This window comes from Acinetobacter sp. CY05 (assembly GCF_059515805.1).
In genome coordinates this window covers 1-17927 of the sequence record NZ_JCAKMW010000027.1, presented here as the reverse complement: position 1 = coordinate 17927, position 17927 = coordinate 1, and the positions used below count along the sequence as shown (strand labels likewise).

The following is a 17927-nucleotide window of genomic DNA, read 5'->3' as shown; positions in this document are numbered from 1 at the left end:
TCCTTGACTTATGTTGTCTTAGACAACATTCATCTGCGCGAAATAACTGTGATATTGTTCACGTAAGGTTTTTTTACTGATTTTACCGGTTGCGGTGTGCGGAATATTTTTGACACAAATAGTGGCAGAAGGAAGTGCCCATTTTTCGATGGATGATGACAAATAGCTGATGATTTCTTCATGCTGAATCGTGGCATATTGGGCCTTGGGGACCACCACCAGCAACGGGCGTTCACCCCATTTGGGATGTTCTATCCCAATCACAGCTGCTTCATGAATCTTTTCGTAGCCCATCACGGCGTTTTCTAAGGCCACACTACTGATCCATTCACCGCCTGATTTGATCATATCTTTCACACGATCTGTGATGTGGATATAACCCAATTTATCAATACTGGCGATATCCCCGGTATTAAACCAACCTTGTTCAGCGCCACTGTCTTGGTGCATATAGTGTTCGACAATGGCGTGACCTCTAATTTCCAATTGTCCCTCTTGCAATTCACCTAAAGGCAATACCTGTTGATGCTGATCTTTGACCCGAACTTGTGTCCCAAAGATTGGACGGCCGCATTTTAAGCTTTGTTCTGGATGAGATGTTGGTGCATATTCTCCATGATTACATGCTGCTAAGGAGCTGGTCTCTGTCATTCCCCATGCATTATCGAGTTGAATACCGAGACGTTGCATACGCTCAATTAAAGCCAAAGATGCTGCAGAGCCGCCAGAGATCGCGCGTTTTAAGGGAAAGTTCTGTAGTGGATATTGCTGTAAATAGGCTTGAATACCTGCCCAAATTGTCGGTACACCCATAGCAATATCAACTTGCTCTTGCTGGATTAAGCGCACCATTTTGTCAGCTTGACCGGCAAATTGATGGCAGCAGACGAGTTTTGCACCACATAAAATAGTGTTATAGGGCATTCCCCAGGCACTGATATGATAGAGCGGCACCATAGGCATCATCACACTATGCAGATCCAACCCCACCACTTCGCGCATGCTTAAAATCAAAGCATGTAAGACTGTACTGCGATGTGAATAAAGCACTCCCTTTGGTTGTCCTGTGGTACCCGATGTATAGCATAAGCCACTGGCTTGCTGCTCTTTAATTTCTGGCCATAGGTAGGAGGTCGGCTGATCCTGTAAAATCTGTTCGTAAAACTGAAATGGGAATGTTGCACGCAGCATCGGATCTATATCGCCCAAGATAAAAATATGTTCCACACATGATTTAATCTGTTCATACATATTTTCGACCAAGCCAATGCATTCAGGTTCTACAAATAAAACTTGATCTTGAGCATCCTGAATAATCTGTAAGATTTGTTCGGGAAACAAGCGTGGATTGATGGTATGGTTGATCCGCCCTGAGCAAGGAATCGCATAGTGCAGTTCAATATGTTGATAGGTATTCCATGCCAGTGTTCCCATAATGGCATCAGGTCTGATGCCTAAATGGTCAAATGCATGTGCAGCTTGGGCAACACGCTCAAATGCATCTTGATAGGTATAACGATGAACCGCTTTACCATCGGATTTTAAACTCACGATTTGCTGATGTGGGTACGCTAACAAGGCATGTTGCATAATTGAAGTGATGTTTAAATCACAGAACATCATCTGTCCATTCATTATTATTTTGTCCTTATCCATAGATAACAGGACTATTGCAAGCATAATGCCAATAAAAAAATGATTTAAATCAAAATATTGCGTAAATTAACATTGTTTCAAAATTGAAATTCATTGCAATTTTGCACCTTTATTTTTGTTGTTTGAGATTCAAGTATTTCATCTTACGCCATAAAGTAGTACGGCTGATATTCAAGTGCTGAGCAGCCAAATCTAAATTACCTTGAGCTTGTTCTAAAGCTTGGCTAATGAGGCTTTGTTCTTGCTGATATTTAACTTCTTTAAGGGGAGGAATATAACCTTGTTGCTCAGTGAAAAGTTCGGGCACATACTGTTTAAAACGCGCTGGGGTCAGCGGTTCAGTTAAGTTTAAGATCACACTTAAGCGCTCGATGACGTTTTCAAGTTCACGAATATTCCCTGGCCAGTGATACTGATTTAAAGCCCTCACTACATAAGAAGGCACATTTTGCCAAGCGATATTGTTACGGGCTAAAAATTTTTGACTGAAATATACGATATCTTCACGCCGTGCATTTAGACTTGGAATCTGTAACCTTAAAATATTTAAGCGATAGTATAGATCTGCGCGAAAGCGTCCTTCAGCGACCAACTGTTCCAAGTGACAATGTGTGGCTGCAATCACACGAATATCAATGGCATGGCTATGCAATGCTCCTAGACGTTGCACTTGTCGTTCCTGTAATACCCTTAAAAATCGGGTTTGCAAGTGTAAAGGCATGTCGCCAATTTCATCTAAAAATAAAGTTCCCTGATCTGCGGCTTCAATTAAGCCCAATTTTCCATTTTTTCTGGCCCCTGTAAAAGCACCTTCTTCATAACCAAACAATTCACTTTCTAAAATACTCTCTGGAAATGCAGCACAGTTAATTGCCACAAATGTACCTTGCTGACGTAAGCTGGCTTGATGAATACTTTGTGCTAAGACTTCTTTACCTGTACCACTTTCACCAGTAATGAGTACGGTTGCTTCGCTTTTGGCATATTCTTTAGCTAGCTGTAGAATTTGCTCAAAGTCATGATTTTGAGTGATCAAATCGCTAAATTGGTAGCGTGGGTTAAACTTGCGACTCGAAATCTTTCGAAATTCCCGACTTGAGCGCTCAACCTGTTGTAATTCTTGAATTTTAAGCACATAACCATCTAAATGCTCAGTACGCATAGGTGCGAGATGTACAGCAATTTTTTTATTTTTATAATCAATAGTTTGTAGGCTTGATTCTTTGTTTAAGCTTAAATCTTTAAAAATTTTATTTAAGTTTTGATGTTGTAATTGCTGCGAATTCATCCCCAAAATCTGTTGCAAGGCAGCATTGACAAAATAAATACGACTATGTTGATCGACTACGCAGATGCCATCACTTAAATGATCGAAAATCGCGGTCAGATGCTGTAAATGTTGTTTTTCCTGACGAATCTTATCTAAACGCTGTAAAGCATTTAAACAAAGGTCTTGTAATGCATTATGGCTTAAAGCCAATTGACCTTTTAGGCCATTACTTTGAGCCAACTCTACAGCCACAGGTGAACCAATCACAGCATCAAAGCCTTGTTGTTTGGCTTGTTGAATACAATGTCTTGCACTTAAATAGGAGTCATAGCTAAACTGCTTCACTTCCAGAGCAAAGACATCGGCATAATTGGCTAAATTGATGGTCGCTTGATTGGCTACTAGGGCAATTTTATGACAGTCTTTTAAGTTAGAAATTGCCTGTAAGACATCAAAGGCCCCAGTATGAATAGGATGGACTTCAATAGAGAGTTTTTTCTGTAAGAAATTTGCCGTTGCACCGGTCGACAAAATTATACTGGCCCCTTGTTGTACTAAGCACTGCGCCATTTCAAGGACTTCTGAAATATGGCATTCAAGAAAACCGATTTGGTCTGTGGCAAGATTTTGGATGGTTTGCTCAACCAAATCCCGAAAACCATTGATCTGTGGGTACTTGGTATAAGTCACTAAAATTTGAATCGGTTTTTGGTTCAGCATAATCATCCTATCTTTATTGTTATCATCTAAATGGGTGTGCAGCTATGTCCTGCATCTACCTTAATCTCAATGCCCGTCATTCCTTGGCTGGCATTTGAGGCAAGTAGTAATAATGCCCCATTTAGGTCTTCAAATTCAACAAAGCGTCTGAGCGGAATTTTTTTAATTAATTGTTGTCCGGCATCGCTATGCAAATAATCCTGGTTAATTTCAGTGACCATATAACCAGGTGCAATGGCATTTACGCGAATTTTATAACGTGCTAATTCGACCGCCATCACCTCCGTCAAATGCTTGAGACCCGCTTTTGAAGCACAGTAGGGACTGACCCCTAAATTAATCGATTGCGACAAAATTGAAGTAATATTAATAATCGCCCCTTGAATATTATGCCGAATGAAATGCTGGGCAATTTCTTGACTACATAGCCAAGGCGCTTTTAAATTCGTGCCCACAATCTTATCCCAATCTTGATCTTGATAATCTAAAAACTTTTTGGTGTCACTGACTCCTGCATTGTTGATTAATACGTCTACATAGACCCCCTTTTGTTCTAAATCGCCTAGCATCTGTTGGACTTGTTCACGCTGATTGACATCCAGCGTATAGCGATAGATCCGCACCTGATATTGTTGTTCAAGCTGGGTTTGTAATGCTTGTAAGCGTTCACTGCGCCGTGCACACATAATAATATTGGCACCTGATGCTGCAAAAAGATGAGCAATATGTTCACCTAAGCCACTTGATGTCCCTGTAATTAAGATATTTTTACCCGTAACGTCAAAAATATTGTTCATAGGATCGCCTCATTTTTATTGTTTTTGATTTAATAATTTTTGTGAAATACTCATACGATGGACTTCATTGGCACCATCGTAAATCCGAAAACCACGCGCATCAGTAAAAATTTTACTCACCACACATTCATCTGTCATTGCTTGCCCACCCAGTACCTGTACGCTGCGGTCAATCACGCGCCAAATTGCATCGGCACTCAATACTTTGACCAAACTTGATTCATAATTACCACGTTGTTTGGCATCTAAGACTTGGGCACAGTAATGCACCGCTAAACGTGTGGTCAACAAATCAATTTCATTGTCAGCCAACATAAAACCAACGCCTTGATGATCACCTAAGCGTCTGCCAAAAGATTGTCGCACTCTAGCGTATGCTGTCGCAGTATCATGGGCACGCCGTGCTTGTCCAAGCCAACGCATACAATGTGTGAGGCGTGCTGGGGCCAAACGTACTTGGGCATATTTAAAACCTTGCCCGACCTCACCTAAAATATTCTTAGCTGGAATACGTAAGTTTTCAAAACGTAATATGCCATGTCCACCAGCAAAGCAAGAATCCATCGCATGCATGTTTTTTTCTAAGATATAGCCCGTTACATCAGTATCAGTCAAAAACATAGAGGCTGTACCATCTGGCATTTTAGCCATGATAATGGCGACCTTTGCCCCATCTGCCCCAGTGATGAGCCATTTACGTCCATTAATCAGATAATCATCGCCATCTTTAACGGCAGTTGTCAGTAACATAGAGGGATCTGAACCTGCACCTGGTGCAGGCTCTGTCATGGCAAAACAAGAGCGTATATGGCCTTCGACCAGAGGTTTTAACCAACGTTGTTTCTGCTCATCATTCGCAACAGCATCTAAGAGATGGATATTTCCTTCGTCAGGCGCGTGAATGTTCAGCGCAATGGGCCCTAAACATGAATAGCCGGCTTCTTCAAAGGCAATTGCCTTTTGCAAATGTGTCCAACCTAAGCCGCCGCTTGCAAGACTAGCATGTGGCGTGAGTAAATTTGCCTCGCGTGCATGTTGGATGAGTTCTGCACGCAATTCATCTGAAGGCCCATGTTCGTCCATGCGCGGGTCATTTTCATAAGGAATAATTTTATCTTGGATAAAATGGCGGACCTTTTGTTGTAAATCTTGTAATTCTGGGGTCAAAGTAATCATGTTTTAAGTTCCTGAAATCCGTTGGCTTGTTGATAGATCCGATAGATTTCATCCATCGCACTGTGCTGTTGATTGATTTTGAAAATGTTATAAGGCGTGTAGTTCTGTAGTTGTAAGCGTTTTTGAACTAACAGCTGATCTTTGACCCAATAATCAATAATATTTAAGCAACCATAATGTTGTTCTTGGACATAAAAATGATGCTTGTCTTGTCCATATACCCAATTAATGATGACGCGGTTGACCGCATCATGGGCTGCAATTAAGATTTGTTGAGCTGGGTTTTGGATTAAAATCTCATGTAATGCAGCCAATACTCGTTCTTGGAAGGCTTGCCAATGTTCACCTTGCATAAATTGTTCGAGTTGATGCTCCGCAGCCGCATACGCATACTTAATCAAAATTTCTGCTTGATCGAGGTGTATATCACGTAGTCTCCCCGAACGAATTTCACAGAAATCTGCTATTTTTTGAACAGATATATCACGCTCAGCCGCTAAAATGCTTGCTGTTTGTTCTGCGCGTAATAGAGTTGAACTGTAAATATGATCAAGATGTAGATCTTGCATCTGCTCAGACAAAAGTTGAATTTGCTGACGTCCTTGTGCTGAAAGTGCTGCAAATTTTGGATTAATGGGTTGATGCTCAGCATCAAAATAATCCACATGCCCATGTCTAACCAAATATAGACGTCCCCAATTAGCCATGTTTAAGCTCCTCTGGGTGTGTGATCGCAAGCTCTGCTCGATTAAGTTTAACAAGATAGTTATACCAATCTATTTGATAATCTTGACGTAAGTCTTGAGATAAATGCTGTAGACCTTCTTCTATATTGGTAATCGGAACACCATAGATCTCATGTAATGTGGCCTGAATGGATTGATCTTGCTGTGCTGCATGGGTGATGTATTGCTTTAATAAATCAAAGCTACGCAGCAGCATTAAAAGCTCATATTTAGACTCGCTATGTTTGGGTATTAATTCATGCTTTAAACAATCTTGACTGGCTTGAATCAGCATTAATAGTTTTTCTTGATTCATGTTCTATCTCCAATAAGATCTAAAATATTTTTTTCAAGTTGTGGGACTAAAAACTCCGTCAGAGCCAACTCTAGTGAATAAGGAAAATGATTTAAATTGCGATCGGATTGTTGCATAGCGACAATTGCCCAGCGCACATGTGCCAATACATGCCAAAATTTCATTTCAAATTCAGGGATATAAATATCATTTTCTTCTGCGTAGGCACGCATAAAATCCTCATAATCCCCAATCCCCCCTGCCAATGCTTGATTTTGACCAAAACGCCAACATTTTGCTGTAAACCAGCCAATATCTTCACGGCGGTCACCCCAGTGAGTAAACTCCCAATCTAAAATGCCACTGATATGGTCATCTTCAATCATCAAGTTTCCTGTCCGATAATCACCATGCACCAAGACAATCTCATCAACGCTTGGTTGATGTTTTTGCATCCATTGCAAAGCAAATTCCACTATAGGGCGTGCACGTTTAAGGTTCTCTAATTGTTGAGTAAGTTGTTGGATTAAATTGGTCAGATAATTCTTAGAGTCTGGATAAGGCAGAATTTTTTCAAGTTCTTGGTCATGTTGTATCTGATGAATACGCGCGAGATGCCGACCAATCTCCTGAACAATCTTTTTTTGTAATTCAGGTTGTTTAAGACGGACTAATTTGTGTCCTTCAGTCACACCTGATATTTTTTGCATCATAAAAAAATCACTATTTAGAAAATTGTCCTTTGCAGAAAAATACAAAGGCTCTGGCACTTGAATACCAAGTTCAAATAAACGTCTAAGTAGTTGATATTCTTGAGCACGATCTGAACTAGCATCAACGACAGTGTCAGCATTCTTACGTAGCACAATGGCCCAATCTTGTTCTGATGAAGCAATAGCCCAATTTTCTTGAATCGCCCCACCACTTAGTTTGTGAATATGAATATCCCGTGCTAAACGGTAATGTAATTGCTGTTGAATTAAGGTTTTTAAATTTTGTTTTTGTTGTAGATCCATGACATGCTCCTCCTGCTAACACTAATTTAGCAAAAGCCATGCCATAGTAAAAATCCATATATTTTAATTACTTACAATAAGGTTAATAATTTCATATTTGAAAATATTTTCAAATATGAAATTCTCTTTTCTTTAATCTTTTATTAGATTTTTGATTATATGCTCTTATTATTTACTATACTTAGACTATTTTTTGGAAGTTATATTGCCTGGAAATTCAAAGCATTTATCAAAAAATTAAAAATAGTGCTGATAGCCACGTGCTGTCCCATTACGCGCTTTTTTCATACTTAGGCTATCTGCTTTAAGCAATAAATGAATAAATTCTGGCAAATCTTGCTGTTGTAAATTTTGTGGCTGGAAACTTTGAATCCCTTTCTTATTTAAGAAGCTCTGTAACATTGAACTGGTTTTGGCATATTTCATTGACCATTGAGCAAAACTGGCTGTCTCAATATTTTCTATTTCAAAACATTTCAATATCTGATGTCTAGAATCAGTTCTAATACCTTCATATATAGAGATCACCTGCTGCTCTTCACCTTCTAGGCATTGAAAAAAATGTCCATGCGCATAATACAGAACACCACAAACGCCTTGTGCTACATTCACAGTCCGAGCTTTGACCAAGATCGCGCGAAGGTCTTCAAGTAAGTCTTGTTCTCCAGACAAATACTGGCTAGCGTAGTTTAAGCGAATTAACATGGGTATCCTTGATTAAAAATATGTGATTTTTCCACTTATTCTTATATAAATTTAACATAACAATAAACGAAATATAAATTAAGGTCATTTTTTATGCAATTGTAAGCTTTTGACTATAGACATTGTTATAAAAATTGCAAATACTACGGAAAACTTAATAACAATTAGAGAGTTAAAATGACGCAATCACCTGTTTATTTACTACGCCAAATTTATTATTTTTTATTAGAAAGACCAGAAATCAATAAAAAAAGTAATCTAGAGAATATTCAGGAGTTTTTTTTTGAATTGGGACTTTCTTGTATGACCAATGATCACCACAGAATCCAGATTACTCATCGCCATCATCCACAAAGTTTAAGTATTAATGCACATGAATTACCGCATTTCTTAAATGAAAAAGATTTTATTCAATGGGCCTCAAATGTTTTAAAGCAGCAGAGAGCTGCTCAAGTCTAAGCATATTCAGTAAATTGCTTTGTATACTAAGCCCCTTAAGACAAGTATAAGGGGCTTTTTCTTAGAAGAAGCAATGCAAGTATTTGCTCTTAAAATTGATAATTGATGCCCGCATAGAATGCCCTTCCTTCTCCAGGTGTAGCACGCGCACGATCTTCACCTAAATCATTGAAGCCTGGTGTAATCGTTGAACTATATTTTTTATTGGTTAGATTTTTAACATCTAACCATAGATCTATGCCTGGACGAATCGCATTCCAACCCGCATTAATCCCCCAAATTTGATAATCATCTGAATAGCGGGTATTGGCATAATCAATCGGCATCTTTGCCACATATTCAGTATTCAAACCCACAAACCAACTCTGTGGATGCTGATACTTCAGCTGAGCCTGGTAATAGTGCCGAGGAATACCGGCCAACTCATTACGCTTAAAATTGTTATCTTTTTCATAATAAAAATCACTAAAAGTATAAGCTTGTTTTAAAGACAGATCTGCACCATTTGAAGCTTGCCATAATTTGCTATTCAAGCCCAATTCTACACCTTGATGAATCGTATCACTGGCATTAGATTCAGCAATAATTTGATCGGGTGCTGCTTGAATTTCAACCATTAAGAGTTCGTCATTTAAATGTGCACGATGATAAGTCGCAGACCAAACCCCAACAGTACTCTCTCCGCGTGCGCCAATTTCAAAGCTGGTTGCCTGTTGGTTACTTAGAGGGACAGCGGTATTTTGGCGTCCTGTTGCAGTTCCACTACCTACGGGGAAATATTGATTCGATCCCCATAACATTGACCAGGCATGTGCAGGTTCAATACTACGCGATAAGTTCGCATAGAGCTGAGTATCATCATTAAGTTCATAACGTACTCCCAAACGATAGGCGTAGTCCCATTTATTCTGTTGCAACTTTTCATCCACTTGTGGCCAGGTCACATAAGCATCACGTTGGCTGTAGATTGCACCTAGACCTGTGATAAACCACAATCCTGGCGACCATTCGAGCTCATTATGTACATTTAAAACTTGATCATGACCACGGTGAACATAGCGGCGACTCACGCTACCTGCATTGCCATAGGCATTGTTAAAACGCAAGCTTTCTGTGCCATTGGCAGAATTATGTTGCGTAGTACTGCTCAAAGAGACTTTTGCAATATTTTGCCGATCTAACCAGATAAACGGTTGTTTCCATGCCAGCTTTGCTGTGAGGTCCGTGTAGTCGACATAAATACGGTATAAACTTTCTTGTAAATCCATTGGATAATCATGGTAAGCAAGACTGGCTTGTAAACGACCACCTTGTGCTAAGTGCCATGTGGTTTGATTGGCCAGCCATGTACTGCCAGGCTGAATACGTTTTGCATCAATCGTTAAATTATATGGATTGGCTTGCTCAGGATTTTCCTTTATTTGCTGCTGAGTTAAACGACCTGGAGTTTGATGTTCAGTTTCACGGTAGCGTATATAAAAACGTGTATCCACTTGATCATTCATTTGGTAGCCTATATTGGCCGTAATACCTGTCGCCTCACTTTGACTATGCTGTTGGTAACCATCTGTTTGAGTATGAGTTGCAGCAATATAGTAGTCTAAATCACCTAAATCTTGCCCATAGCTGAAGTGGTATTTTTGATAAGCATGACTACCTGCAGCAATTTTCAGTTGTGCGCCTGAATGATTTTTACCCGTGAGACTTACATAATTAATTGCGCCCCCTAATGCAAGTGCACCTTTTTCAAAACCATTACTGCCACGCAGAACCTCCACATGAGACAGCCAATTTGGCTCAAGTAACTCATAGGGCGTGCCTCCAGGACCTGTTAAAGGGATATCATCTAGCAAAATATAGTTGCCCGATGCATGTGCTCCAGACCCTCGATTGATACCTGAGCCGCGAATTGAAATTTTAATACCTTCATTACCTGCAGTTTGAGCATAAATTCCTGGTTCACCCTGTAATATATCAGCATTGCTTTGGATTCTATGCTGCTGATTTGCAACCTCAATGAGGTTAGTTGCACCAGCCACTGTAATGAGTTGTTGTTTACTACTTTCAAGTGGATCTTCACTTTGCGCTTGTAAGACCAAATCATCAAGCTGGCGAATGTTATCTTCTGCATATACTAAGCTGGTTGCCTGTAGTGCTAAAGCTAATGCACTCAATTGGAATATTGGTCGGTTCAACATGAAATATCCTTATCAATTCACGATTCTTATCATTTGGCACGTTAAATAGTGCTTCTTTATACCTTAACAATGGCTTATTGAGAAAAAAACAGCTTTTTATTCCGATTATTTTGTTAATAAATCAACAAGTTTTCAAGAAACTTTGCAAGTAAATCACAAATTCTACAAATAAAGATGTTAAGAACGTGACTGGTAAGTTGAGACACTAACTTCTAAGAACGCATGCCTTTTGCAAAACCAGCATAGGAACTAAGATTGCAGCGAACATGTTAATAACTTGGATAGATAACCAACATTTTGATTAGAAGCTAAAAAAGATAAATGAGTCATTAAATTTATGAAAATTGCACAGAATTTGCGACTAACTCAATTAATTCTTTTACTTCTAACTTGCTTTAAATAGGCAATGATTGAGCAGAATTGAGATTAGACTCATTATTCACTTGATCAATTCACGCATATAGGCAAAAACTGACATTTTGTTGTTTAAATACTCACTATAGAACGTGCTTGACCTTTTAAATTTGATTCAATATTTTCTTTCAAGCGATGAAATAAACCCCATTGAGCTTCTTCGCTTGCCCAAGCGATATGTGGAGTGAGTAAGGTATTTAAGCTACGCTCTAGTAATGGATCATCCGCAGTCATAGGTTCCTGATGTGCTGTATCTGCGGCATAGCCCGCGATCTGTTGGGCTCGTAGAGCTTTAACTAAATCCACTTGATCCACTAAGCCTGCTCGGCTGACGTTAATAAGCACGCTGTTTGGTTTCATTTGAGCAAAGACCAACGCATTGATCACACCTCGGTTATCTTCATTGAGTTGACAATGTAAGGATAAAATATCTGCTTGTGCAATTGCTTGATGAAAAGGCAAGTAACCATCACGACATGTGGTTGCATTGGGTCGTTCTGCATAGACGACTTTCATATTAAATGCTTTTGCCTTAGAGGCAACCGCCTCACCAATCGCTCCACGTCCTAGAATGACTAAGGTTTTACACTGCAACTGTTGGATAGGAAATTGAGATTGTAAGTAGCAAAAGCCTTGACTTTGCTGCCAGCGACCATCTCGGGTACTGTTGTGATAGTTGAGCAAATTCTTGAGCATCACCAGCATCAACATGAATGTATGTTCTGCTACACTTTCGGTTGCATAATCTCTGACATTACATACCTTTACGCCATGTTGATGAGCAAGGCTTAAATCAATATGTTCATAGCCAGTCGAACATAAGGCAATCAGTTTTAAATTGGGATTATGCTGATATACAACATCTGTTACCTGTAAGTCGTTAATAATCAAGACATCCTGATCAAAAATATCCTGTTCTAACTGTTGCTGATTCAACTGATGAAAACCACGATAAACAAAGTCAAAATTAAATTGAAATGCTGTACTAATCAGGAATTTTTCTTCGGCACAAGTAATGCAATACATCTTATGACTCTCCATGCGATGGATATTTAACCTGTGGCAAAATACACAGCATTTCATAGAGCAAATTGGCCCCTAATAATGCCGTATTGCCTGTCGTATCATAAGGCGGCGATACTTCAACTAAATCAGCACCTACAATATTTAAACCTTTGCAACCACGAATAATTTCTAGAGCTTGGATTGTGGTAAGCCCACCTACTTCAGGTGTGCCCGTGCCTGGCGCCCAAGCAGGGTCAATACCATCAATATCAAAAGATAAATACACTGGCCCACCTTGGACTTGCTCGCGTACCTCTTGCATCAAGGGGGCTAAAGAGCGATGCCAGCACTCTTCCGCTTGCACAACACGAAAACCCTGATGACGTCCCCAGTTAAAGTCGTCATTACTATAGCCTTGTGCACGCAAACCAATTTGTACCACGCGAGAACAATCGAGTAATCCCTCTTCTACCGCGCGGCGAAATGTAGTGCCGTGCGCGATTTTCTCACCAAACATTTCATCATTAACATCGGCATGCGCATCAATATGAATCAGACCTACTTTGCCATGTTTAGCTTTTATCGCACGCAATATCGGCAAAGTAATTGTATGATCTCCACCTAATGTCAATGGGATGACATCATGTGCCATCACCTGATGGTAATGTTGTTCAATAATTCTGACTGCATCAAGTAAATTAAAAGTATTAATTGCTACATCACCTAAGTCAGCAACATTAACACTTTCAAACGGTGCTGCACCGGTAGCCATATTGTAGGGACGAATCATAACCGACTCGGCACGAATTTGACGTGGTCCAAAACGCGTACCTGCACGCAATGAAGTGCCAATATCTAAAGGCACACCAATAAAACCGACATCAATCTCTGACCAATGTTCAGCTTGCTCAAAAATAGGTAAACGCAGCATCGACGCAATACCGCCAAAACGCGGCATGACATTGCCGCTTTGTGGTTGATGAAATGACATATGTGTTCCTTGTTGTTATTTTCTATAATCTGATGAAATGAGACGTTTTGCCGCTTGCCAGAAGAGTGCAGTAATGCCTAGCTCTTCATCTTGAGCAAATTGTTGTTGGGTATATGCTGCAATTGTTGCATCAATATAGGGCGTATGTGCTAAGTCACAACGTGTTTGAATCTGACAAGCGCGTTCTAAAAAATAAATATTTTCAAACGCGCTTGCGATAGTTTGACCTGTTGCAATTAAACCATGGTGACGTAGCAATAACACAGGGTAATGTCTGAGATCTGCGACCAACTGAGTTTGCTCATTTTCAGACAATACAATCCCAGCATAATCGTGATAGCCCACATTTTGATAAAATTTTAATGCATGCTGTGAAATAGGTAATAATCCATCGACATGACTGGCTACTGCAATACCATCTACAGTATGGATATGAATCACACAATTTAATTCAGGTCGTGCCTGATGGATTGCTGCATGAATTAAAAATCCAGCTTGATTCACACGTTTATGTTTCTCAAAATGCTCAATGATTTCACCCTCATGATTAATTTTAACCAAGTCAGAAGCACACATCTGTTCAAATGGCACAGCATAATCGTTAATCAAAAAACAATTGGGCTGATCCAACAATTTAAAGCTGACATGTGTATCAATTAAATCTGTCATACGATAATGAGCGAGTACTCGATACAAAGCCGCCAATTCACAGCGCGCAGACCACTCGAGCTCAGATACTTGGGTTTGCATATGTTCTCCTTGTTGTACATTTAACTATGCAAAATCAAGACCGATCTTCGAGCATATAATTTTAAATCGATGATTTTTAAGATGTTTGTATTTTCAAAATAAATCGTTAGGAAAATACAAATCCTGAAAGCGGCGAATTCACGTTACAAATCAGTATCTTTAAGCAAAGAGTAGTGATCATTGAAAGTTAAGTTGCTCGCAATTACCTGTCTGACTGCATTATTTATGGGCTGTCAACCAAGTAAAACTGTGCAGGAGTCAGATCTGCCAATCAAAGTCGGTATGGATATTGCCTTTCCACCCTTTGAATCCATGAATGCCCAAGGACAACCGGTTGGATTCGATATTGATGTCATGAATGGAATTTTGGCGCATCATGGGAAGCAAGCTGAATATATTGATACACGTTTTTATCATTTGATTACAGGTGTGAAAGCGCAAAAGTTCGATGTCGTAATCTCAGGGTTATATATCACTAAAGAGCGCATGCAAGAAGTCGACATGATTCCTTACTACAAAACCACACAAGCTGTGGTGGTTGCTAAAGATAGCACTTATCAACCCAAAACACGTGTCGATCTCTGTGGTAAACGCATCGCCACCCAAAAAGGTACGCAATATCCTAATCAACTGAATCAAATTTCACAGGAAACCTGTTTAACGCAAGGTAAGGCAGCAATTCAAGTTCTTGAATTTGAGACATCGCCACAGGCAATCCAGGCCGTTCTCGCCAAAGCTGCTGATGCAGAATATGATGATATTGTAGCGCTGCGCTTAGCCGTGAAGCAGCGCCCTGAGCATATTAAAATGACTTCAACTGATCCTTTTTTCCCGATGTTTGGCGGTATTGTGGTACGTAAGGGGGATCAGAAAACCTATCAAGAAATTGAAAGCGGTTTAAATGCAATGAAAGCCTCAGGAGACTATCAAAAGCTCTTAGCGCAGTATGGATTAATTGAACCTACTGAAGCAGAACGCTCTAAGTTGAAAAATTTTCAGTAATACTTCACCTAAGAACCTGTCAAAAGACAGAGTTCTTAGGGAGCATATTTCTGGGTAATACACTTGAGCCAACACAGCTATGCATCGATCATCTATGTAATGGTAGATGATTACACTCTCCCAAATACATGCCCTTACCCCAAGCGGTCAAATCCTCTATTTATTTTTGTAGCATTTGCAGCTTTGCAGGACAATATCTTAGATTAGGCCAGGCGAATTATTGGAGCTCATATTCACAGCACAATATATTACACCACATTACCCCCTAGCCTCTGATGTTTAATGATTCTTTAAGTACTTGCATATGCTTTCTTATCCAAGTTGGACATTTTAAAGATCGCGTTGATGAATCATAAGCGCCCAAGGCTTGTCTGTCGGATTTGATCAAACCAATTGCAGGATCCTATCCATACAATTGTCGTATAGCAGCCGCAGTCACAATACCAACCCCTATCGCAAGTAGAGGTTTTTTGAAAATTACGGCTGTTATAGCTGTTGCTAATAATGCGCATCGAGCACCAACATCACCCTCAATTGCAATTGGCGCCAATATAGAGACCAGTACAGAAGCTGACATTGCGCTAATGAAACGCTGCATTCGGTCATTGATTGGAATAAAGGACATGATGAATACACCACCCCAACGTGTAGCCAATGTTACAAGCGCCATAATAAAAATAATCAGTCCTACCGACTGTATACTCATCTCTAAATTCATGCCTGTTTGTCCTTTAAGACCATACCAACCAGGCCACCTGCTAAAGCGCCAACCACAACATGAGCATTTTCAGGTAAATACCAATAAGCAAGTAATGAACTCATAGCTGCTGCTATCCATATGCAGATCATTCTTAAATTTTTCTGCCCTCCAACAACCATTGATAGCAAAAAACAAGCCATCACCATATCTAGACCAAAATGGGTAGGGTTTTGAATAACACGACCAAAATATAAACCCAAACAAGTTCCTATGATCCAGAACAACCACAGGGCAATTCCGCCACCACATAAAACTCCAAGCCCTGGTTTTTGATTTTGAAATGCTTGTTGAGCGAATGCCCAATTCGCATCAGAGATGACCAATAAAATGCTATATCGTTTGAGTGGAGATAAATGCTTTAGCCAAGGATACAAAGATGCACCCATTAAAATATGTCGTGCATTAATAAAGAAAATAGTCACGAGTAGCGGAATTAAAGACACACTTTGTCCCCATAATTCCAATGTGGCAAATTGAGCAGCACCCGCAAATACAAATGCACTCATCGAAATGATAGCTAACGGATCTAATCCCGTTTGAATGGCAGCTAATCCAAATGCAGCACCAAAAACTGCCACAAAAATAGAGAGAGGAAGGAGGCTTTTGAAACCTTGCCAGATAAGGTCATTATCCAATTTGCTCAGTTGTTGGTCTATGTTTGACACATCAAATCCTTGATATTAAATTCTTATTAAAAATAAAGAGTGAGATAAGAGTTAAATTTTATAATGTATTTTAATTTATAAAAGCGAATAATGTAGTGGTTTAATAAAGTTGGACACCAATTTAGGTGATAATGTATTCACCAAAGAGGTGCTCAATGAGAACAAGACGAACATTTACTCCAGAATTCAAATTAGAAGCAGCAAGCCTTGTACTTGATCAAGGCTATTCAATTTTACAGGCCTGTCGTGCTTTAGATGTTGGGCAGACAGCATTAAAACGTTGGGTTGATCAACTTCAATTTGAACGAACAGGACAATCTCCAACAATGCCTGCTCTAACAGCTGAGCAAAGGGAAATACAACAACTTAAAGCTCGTATCCATCAACTCGAGCAGGAGAAGATGATCCTAAAAAAGGCTACAGCTCTCTTAATGTCAGACGAATTCAAACATATGCGTTGATTGATCAATTAAGAAAGCTAAGCTCTGTTAAATTAATCTGTCGTGCCTTTGGTGTACTGCGTTCAAGCTATTACCATTACCGTTCAACAAGTAAAACTCCTCATCCAGATCGTATCAAGCTTAAAGTGATGATTAAAAGTCTATTTAAGCAAAGTCGTCACTCTCTTGGTAGTCGGGGAATTCGATTTATGTTGTTGAATCAGGGCATTAAGATTGGACGCTATCTGGTACGTAAGTTAATGCGTGAATCAGGTCTTGTTTCCAAACAACGTAAGAAGTACAAATATCAAAGCAACGTAGCTGAAGTCCCTGCTGTTCCAAATATATTAAACAGGCAATTTAAACCTGTTCAGCCTAATCATGTGTGGAGCAGTGACATTACCTATATTTGGACAGGTAAAACATGGGCTTATCTTGCAGTTGTTCTTGATCTGTATGCTCGTCGAGTGATTGGTTGGTCTATGTCGTCCCAAGCAGACCAACATTTAGTCATTAAGGCATTAGATGAAGCATGGCATCGGCGAGGTAAACCGAGTGGCGTGATCTTCCATTCTGATCAAGGCAGCCAATATAAAAGCCTTTTAGTTCGGCATAGGTTGGCGTGCTACGCCATGCAACAAAGTATGAGTCGTAAAGGAAACTGTTGGGACAATGCCCCAACAGAAAGGCTTTTTAGAAGTCTCAAGACTGAGTGGATTCCCAAATTGGGATACAGCTCAATTGAAGAAGCGAAGCTAGATGTTGGTCTGTATCTGATGGAATACTACAATCAGATACGACCTCATCGATTTAACGATGGTATCAGTCCTTGTCAGGCTGAAAATGAACTTAAAACTGTGTCCAATATTTGTTGACCACTACA

General features: G+C 39.7%; 17 protein-coding genes. 3 read left to right on the top strand and 14 right to left on the bottom strand.

Annotated elements, in window-relative coordinates:
* Positions 1–18: 18 nt before the first annotated feature.
* The 8 genes from AC5YCD_RS13965 to AC5YCD_RS13930 all read right to left on the bottom strand — a co-directional run bounded on the left by AC5YCD_RS13965 (position 19) and on the right by AC5YCD_RS13930 (position 8360).
* Positions 19–1635 carry a long-chain-fatty-acid--CoA ligase gene (locus tag AC5YCD_RS13965; RefSeq protein WP_496130612.1) on the bottom strand — a complete coding sequence of 539 codons (1617 nt, stop codon included), beginning with the start codon at positions 1633–1635 and terminating at the stop codon, positions 19–21.
* A 130-nt stretch (positions 1636–1765) separates the two neighbouring features.
* Complete coding sequence (locus AC5YCD_RS13960; protein WP_496130611.1) at positions 1766–3646, bottom strand: sigma 54-interacting transcriptional regulator; 1881 nt, start codon at positions 3644–3646, stop codon at positions 1766–1768.
* Positions 3647–3672: 26 nt separating this feature from the next.
* Positions 3673–4443 (bottom strand): SDR family NAD(P)-dependent oxidoreductase, encoded by a 771-nt coding sequence (locus AC5YCD_RS13955; RefSeq protein WP_496130610.1) that lies wholly within the window; start codon positions 4441–4443, stop codon positions 3673–3675.
* 15 nt (positions 4444–4458) lie between these two features.
* A complete protein-coding gene (locus tag AC5YCD_RS13950; protein ID WP_496130609.1) occupies positions 4459–5619 on the bottom strand; it encodes an acyl-CoA dehydrogenase family protein in 1161 nt (386 codons plus the stop codon).
* Entirely contained in the window at positions 5616–6326 is a 711-nt protein-coding gene (locus AC5YCD_RS13945) for a histidine phosphatase family protein (RefSeq protein ID WP_496130608.1), read from the bottom strand. Before AC5YCD_RS13945 ends, AC5YCD_RS13950 begins: the two co-directional genes overlap by 4 nt.
* Entirely contained in the window at positions 6319–6660 is a 342-nt protein-coding gene (locus AC5YCD_RS13940) for a hypothetical protein (protein WP_496130607.1), read from the bottom strand. The genes AC5YCD_RS13945 and AC5YCD_RS13940 overlap by 8 nt, the downstream gene beginning before the upstream one ends.
* Positions 6657–7655 (bottom strand): phosphotransferase family protein, encoded by a 999-nt coding sequence (locus tag AC5YCD_RS13935; RefSeq protein ID WP_496130606.1) that lies wholly within the window; start codon positions 7653–7655, stop codon positions 6657–6659. Before AC5YCD_RS13935 ends, AC5YCD_RS13940 begins: the two co-directional genes overlap by 4 nt.
* Positions 7656–7892: 237 nt before the next feature.
* Positions 7893–8360: a BLUF domain-containing protein gene (locus tag AC5YCD_RS13930; RefSeq protein WP_496130605.1), complete on the bottom strand. Its 468-nt coding sequence runs from the start codon at positions 8358–8360 to the stop codon at positions 7893–7895.
* Positions 8361–8663: 303 nt separating this feature from the next.
* Here AC5YCD_RS13930 and AC5YCD_RS13925 point away from each other — a divergent pair, with 303 nt between their 5' ends.
* Positions 8664–8819: a hypothetical protein gene (locus tag AC5YCD_RS13925; protein ID WP_496130604.1), complete on the top strand. Its 156-nt coding sequence runs from the start codon at positions 8664–8666 to the stop codon at positions 8817–8819.
* A gap of 89 nt (positions 8820–8908) precedes the next feature.
* Here AC5YCD_RS13925 and AC5YCD_RS13920 read toward each other — a convergent pair whose 3' ends face one another.
* The 4 genes from AC5YCD_RS13920 to AC5YCD_RS13905 form a co-directional block, all read right to left on the bottom strand.
* Entirely contained in the window at positions 8909–11017 is a 2109-nt protein-coding gene (locus tag AC5YCD_RS13920) for a TonB-dependent receptor family protein (RefSeq protein WP_496130603.1), read from the bottom strand.
* Positions 11018–11503: 486 nt separating this feature from the next.
* A complete protein-coding gene (locus AC5YCD_RS13915; RefSeq protein WP_496130602.1) occupies positions 11504–12457 on the bottom strand; it encodes an NAD(P)-dependent oxidoreductase in 954 nt (317 codons plus the stop codon).
* 1 nt (position 12458) lies between these two features.
* Positions 12459–13427, bottom strand: coding sequence for an agmatinase (gene speB, locus AC5YCD_RS13910; protein ID WP_496130601.1), 969 nt, complete (start codon positions 13425–13427; stop codon positions 12459–12461).
* Positions 13428–13442: 15 nt separating this feature from the next.
* Positions 13443–14177, bottom strand: coding sequence for a class II aldolase/adducin family protein (locus tag AC5YCD_RS13905; RefSeq protein WP_496130600.1), 735 nt, complete (start codon positions 14175–14177; stop codon positions 13443–13445).
* Positions 14178–14357: 180 nt separating this feature from the next.
* Between AC5YCD_RS13905 and AC5YCD_RS13900 the strand changes: the two genes are divergently transcribed.
* A complete protein-coding gene (locus AC5YCD_RS13900; RefSeq protein ID WP_496130599.1) occupies positions 14358–15179 on the top strand; it encodes an ABC transporter substrate-binding protein in 822 nt (273 codons plus the stop codon).
* Between the two features lie 403 nt (positions 15180–15582).
* On the opposite strand, the gene AC5YCD_RS13895 is transcribed toward AC5YCD_RS13900, so the two are convergent.
* Both AC5YCD_RS13895 and AC5YCD_RS13890 read right to left on the bottom strand, forming a co-directional pair.
* Positions 15583–15897: an AzlD family protein gene (locus AC5YCD_RS13895; protein ID WP_496130598.1), complete on the bottom strand. Its 315-nt coding sequence runs from the start codon at positions 15895–15897 to the stop codon at positions 15583–15585.
* Positions 15894–16604: an AzlC family ABC transporter permease gene (locus tag AC5YCD_RS13890; protein WP_496130597.1), complete on the bottom strand. Its 711-nt coding sequence runs from the start codon at positions 16602–16604 to the stop codon at positions 15894–15896. The genes AC5YCD_RS13895 and AC5YCD_RS13890 overlap by 4 nt, the downstream gene beginning before the upstream one ends.
* A gap of 131 nt (positions 16605–16735) precedes the next feature.
* Here AC5YCD_RS13890 and AC5YCD_RS13885 point away from each other — a divergent pair.
* A protein-coding gene (locus tag AC5YCD_RS13885) for an IS3 family transposase (RefSeq protein ID WP_496129453.1) occupies positions 16736–17919 on the top strand; the annotation gives its coding sequence in 2 pieces (ribosomal slippage) (positions 16736–17012 and positions 17012–17919; 1185 coding nt in all).
* Positions 17920–17927 lie beyond the last annotated feature (8 nt).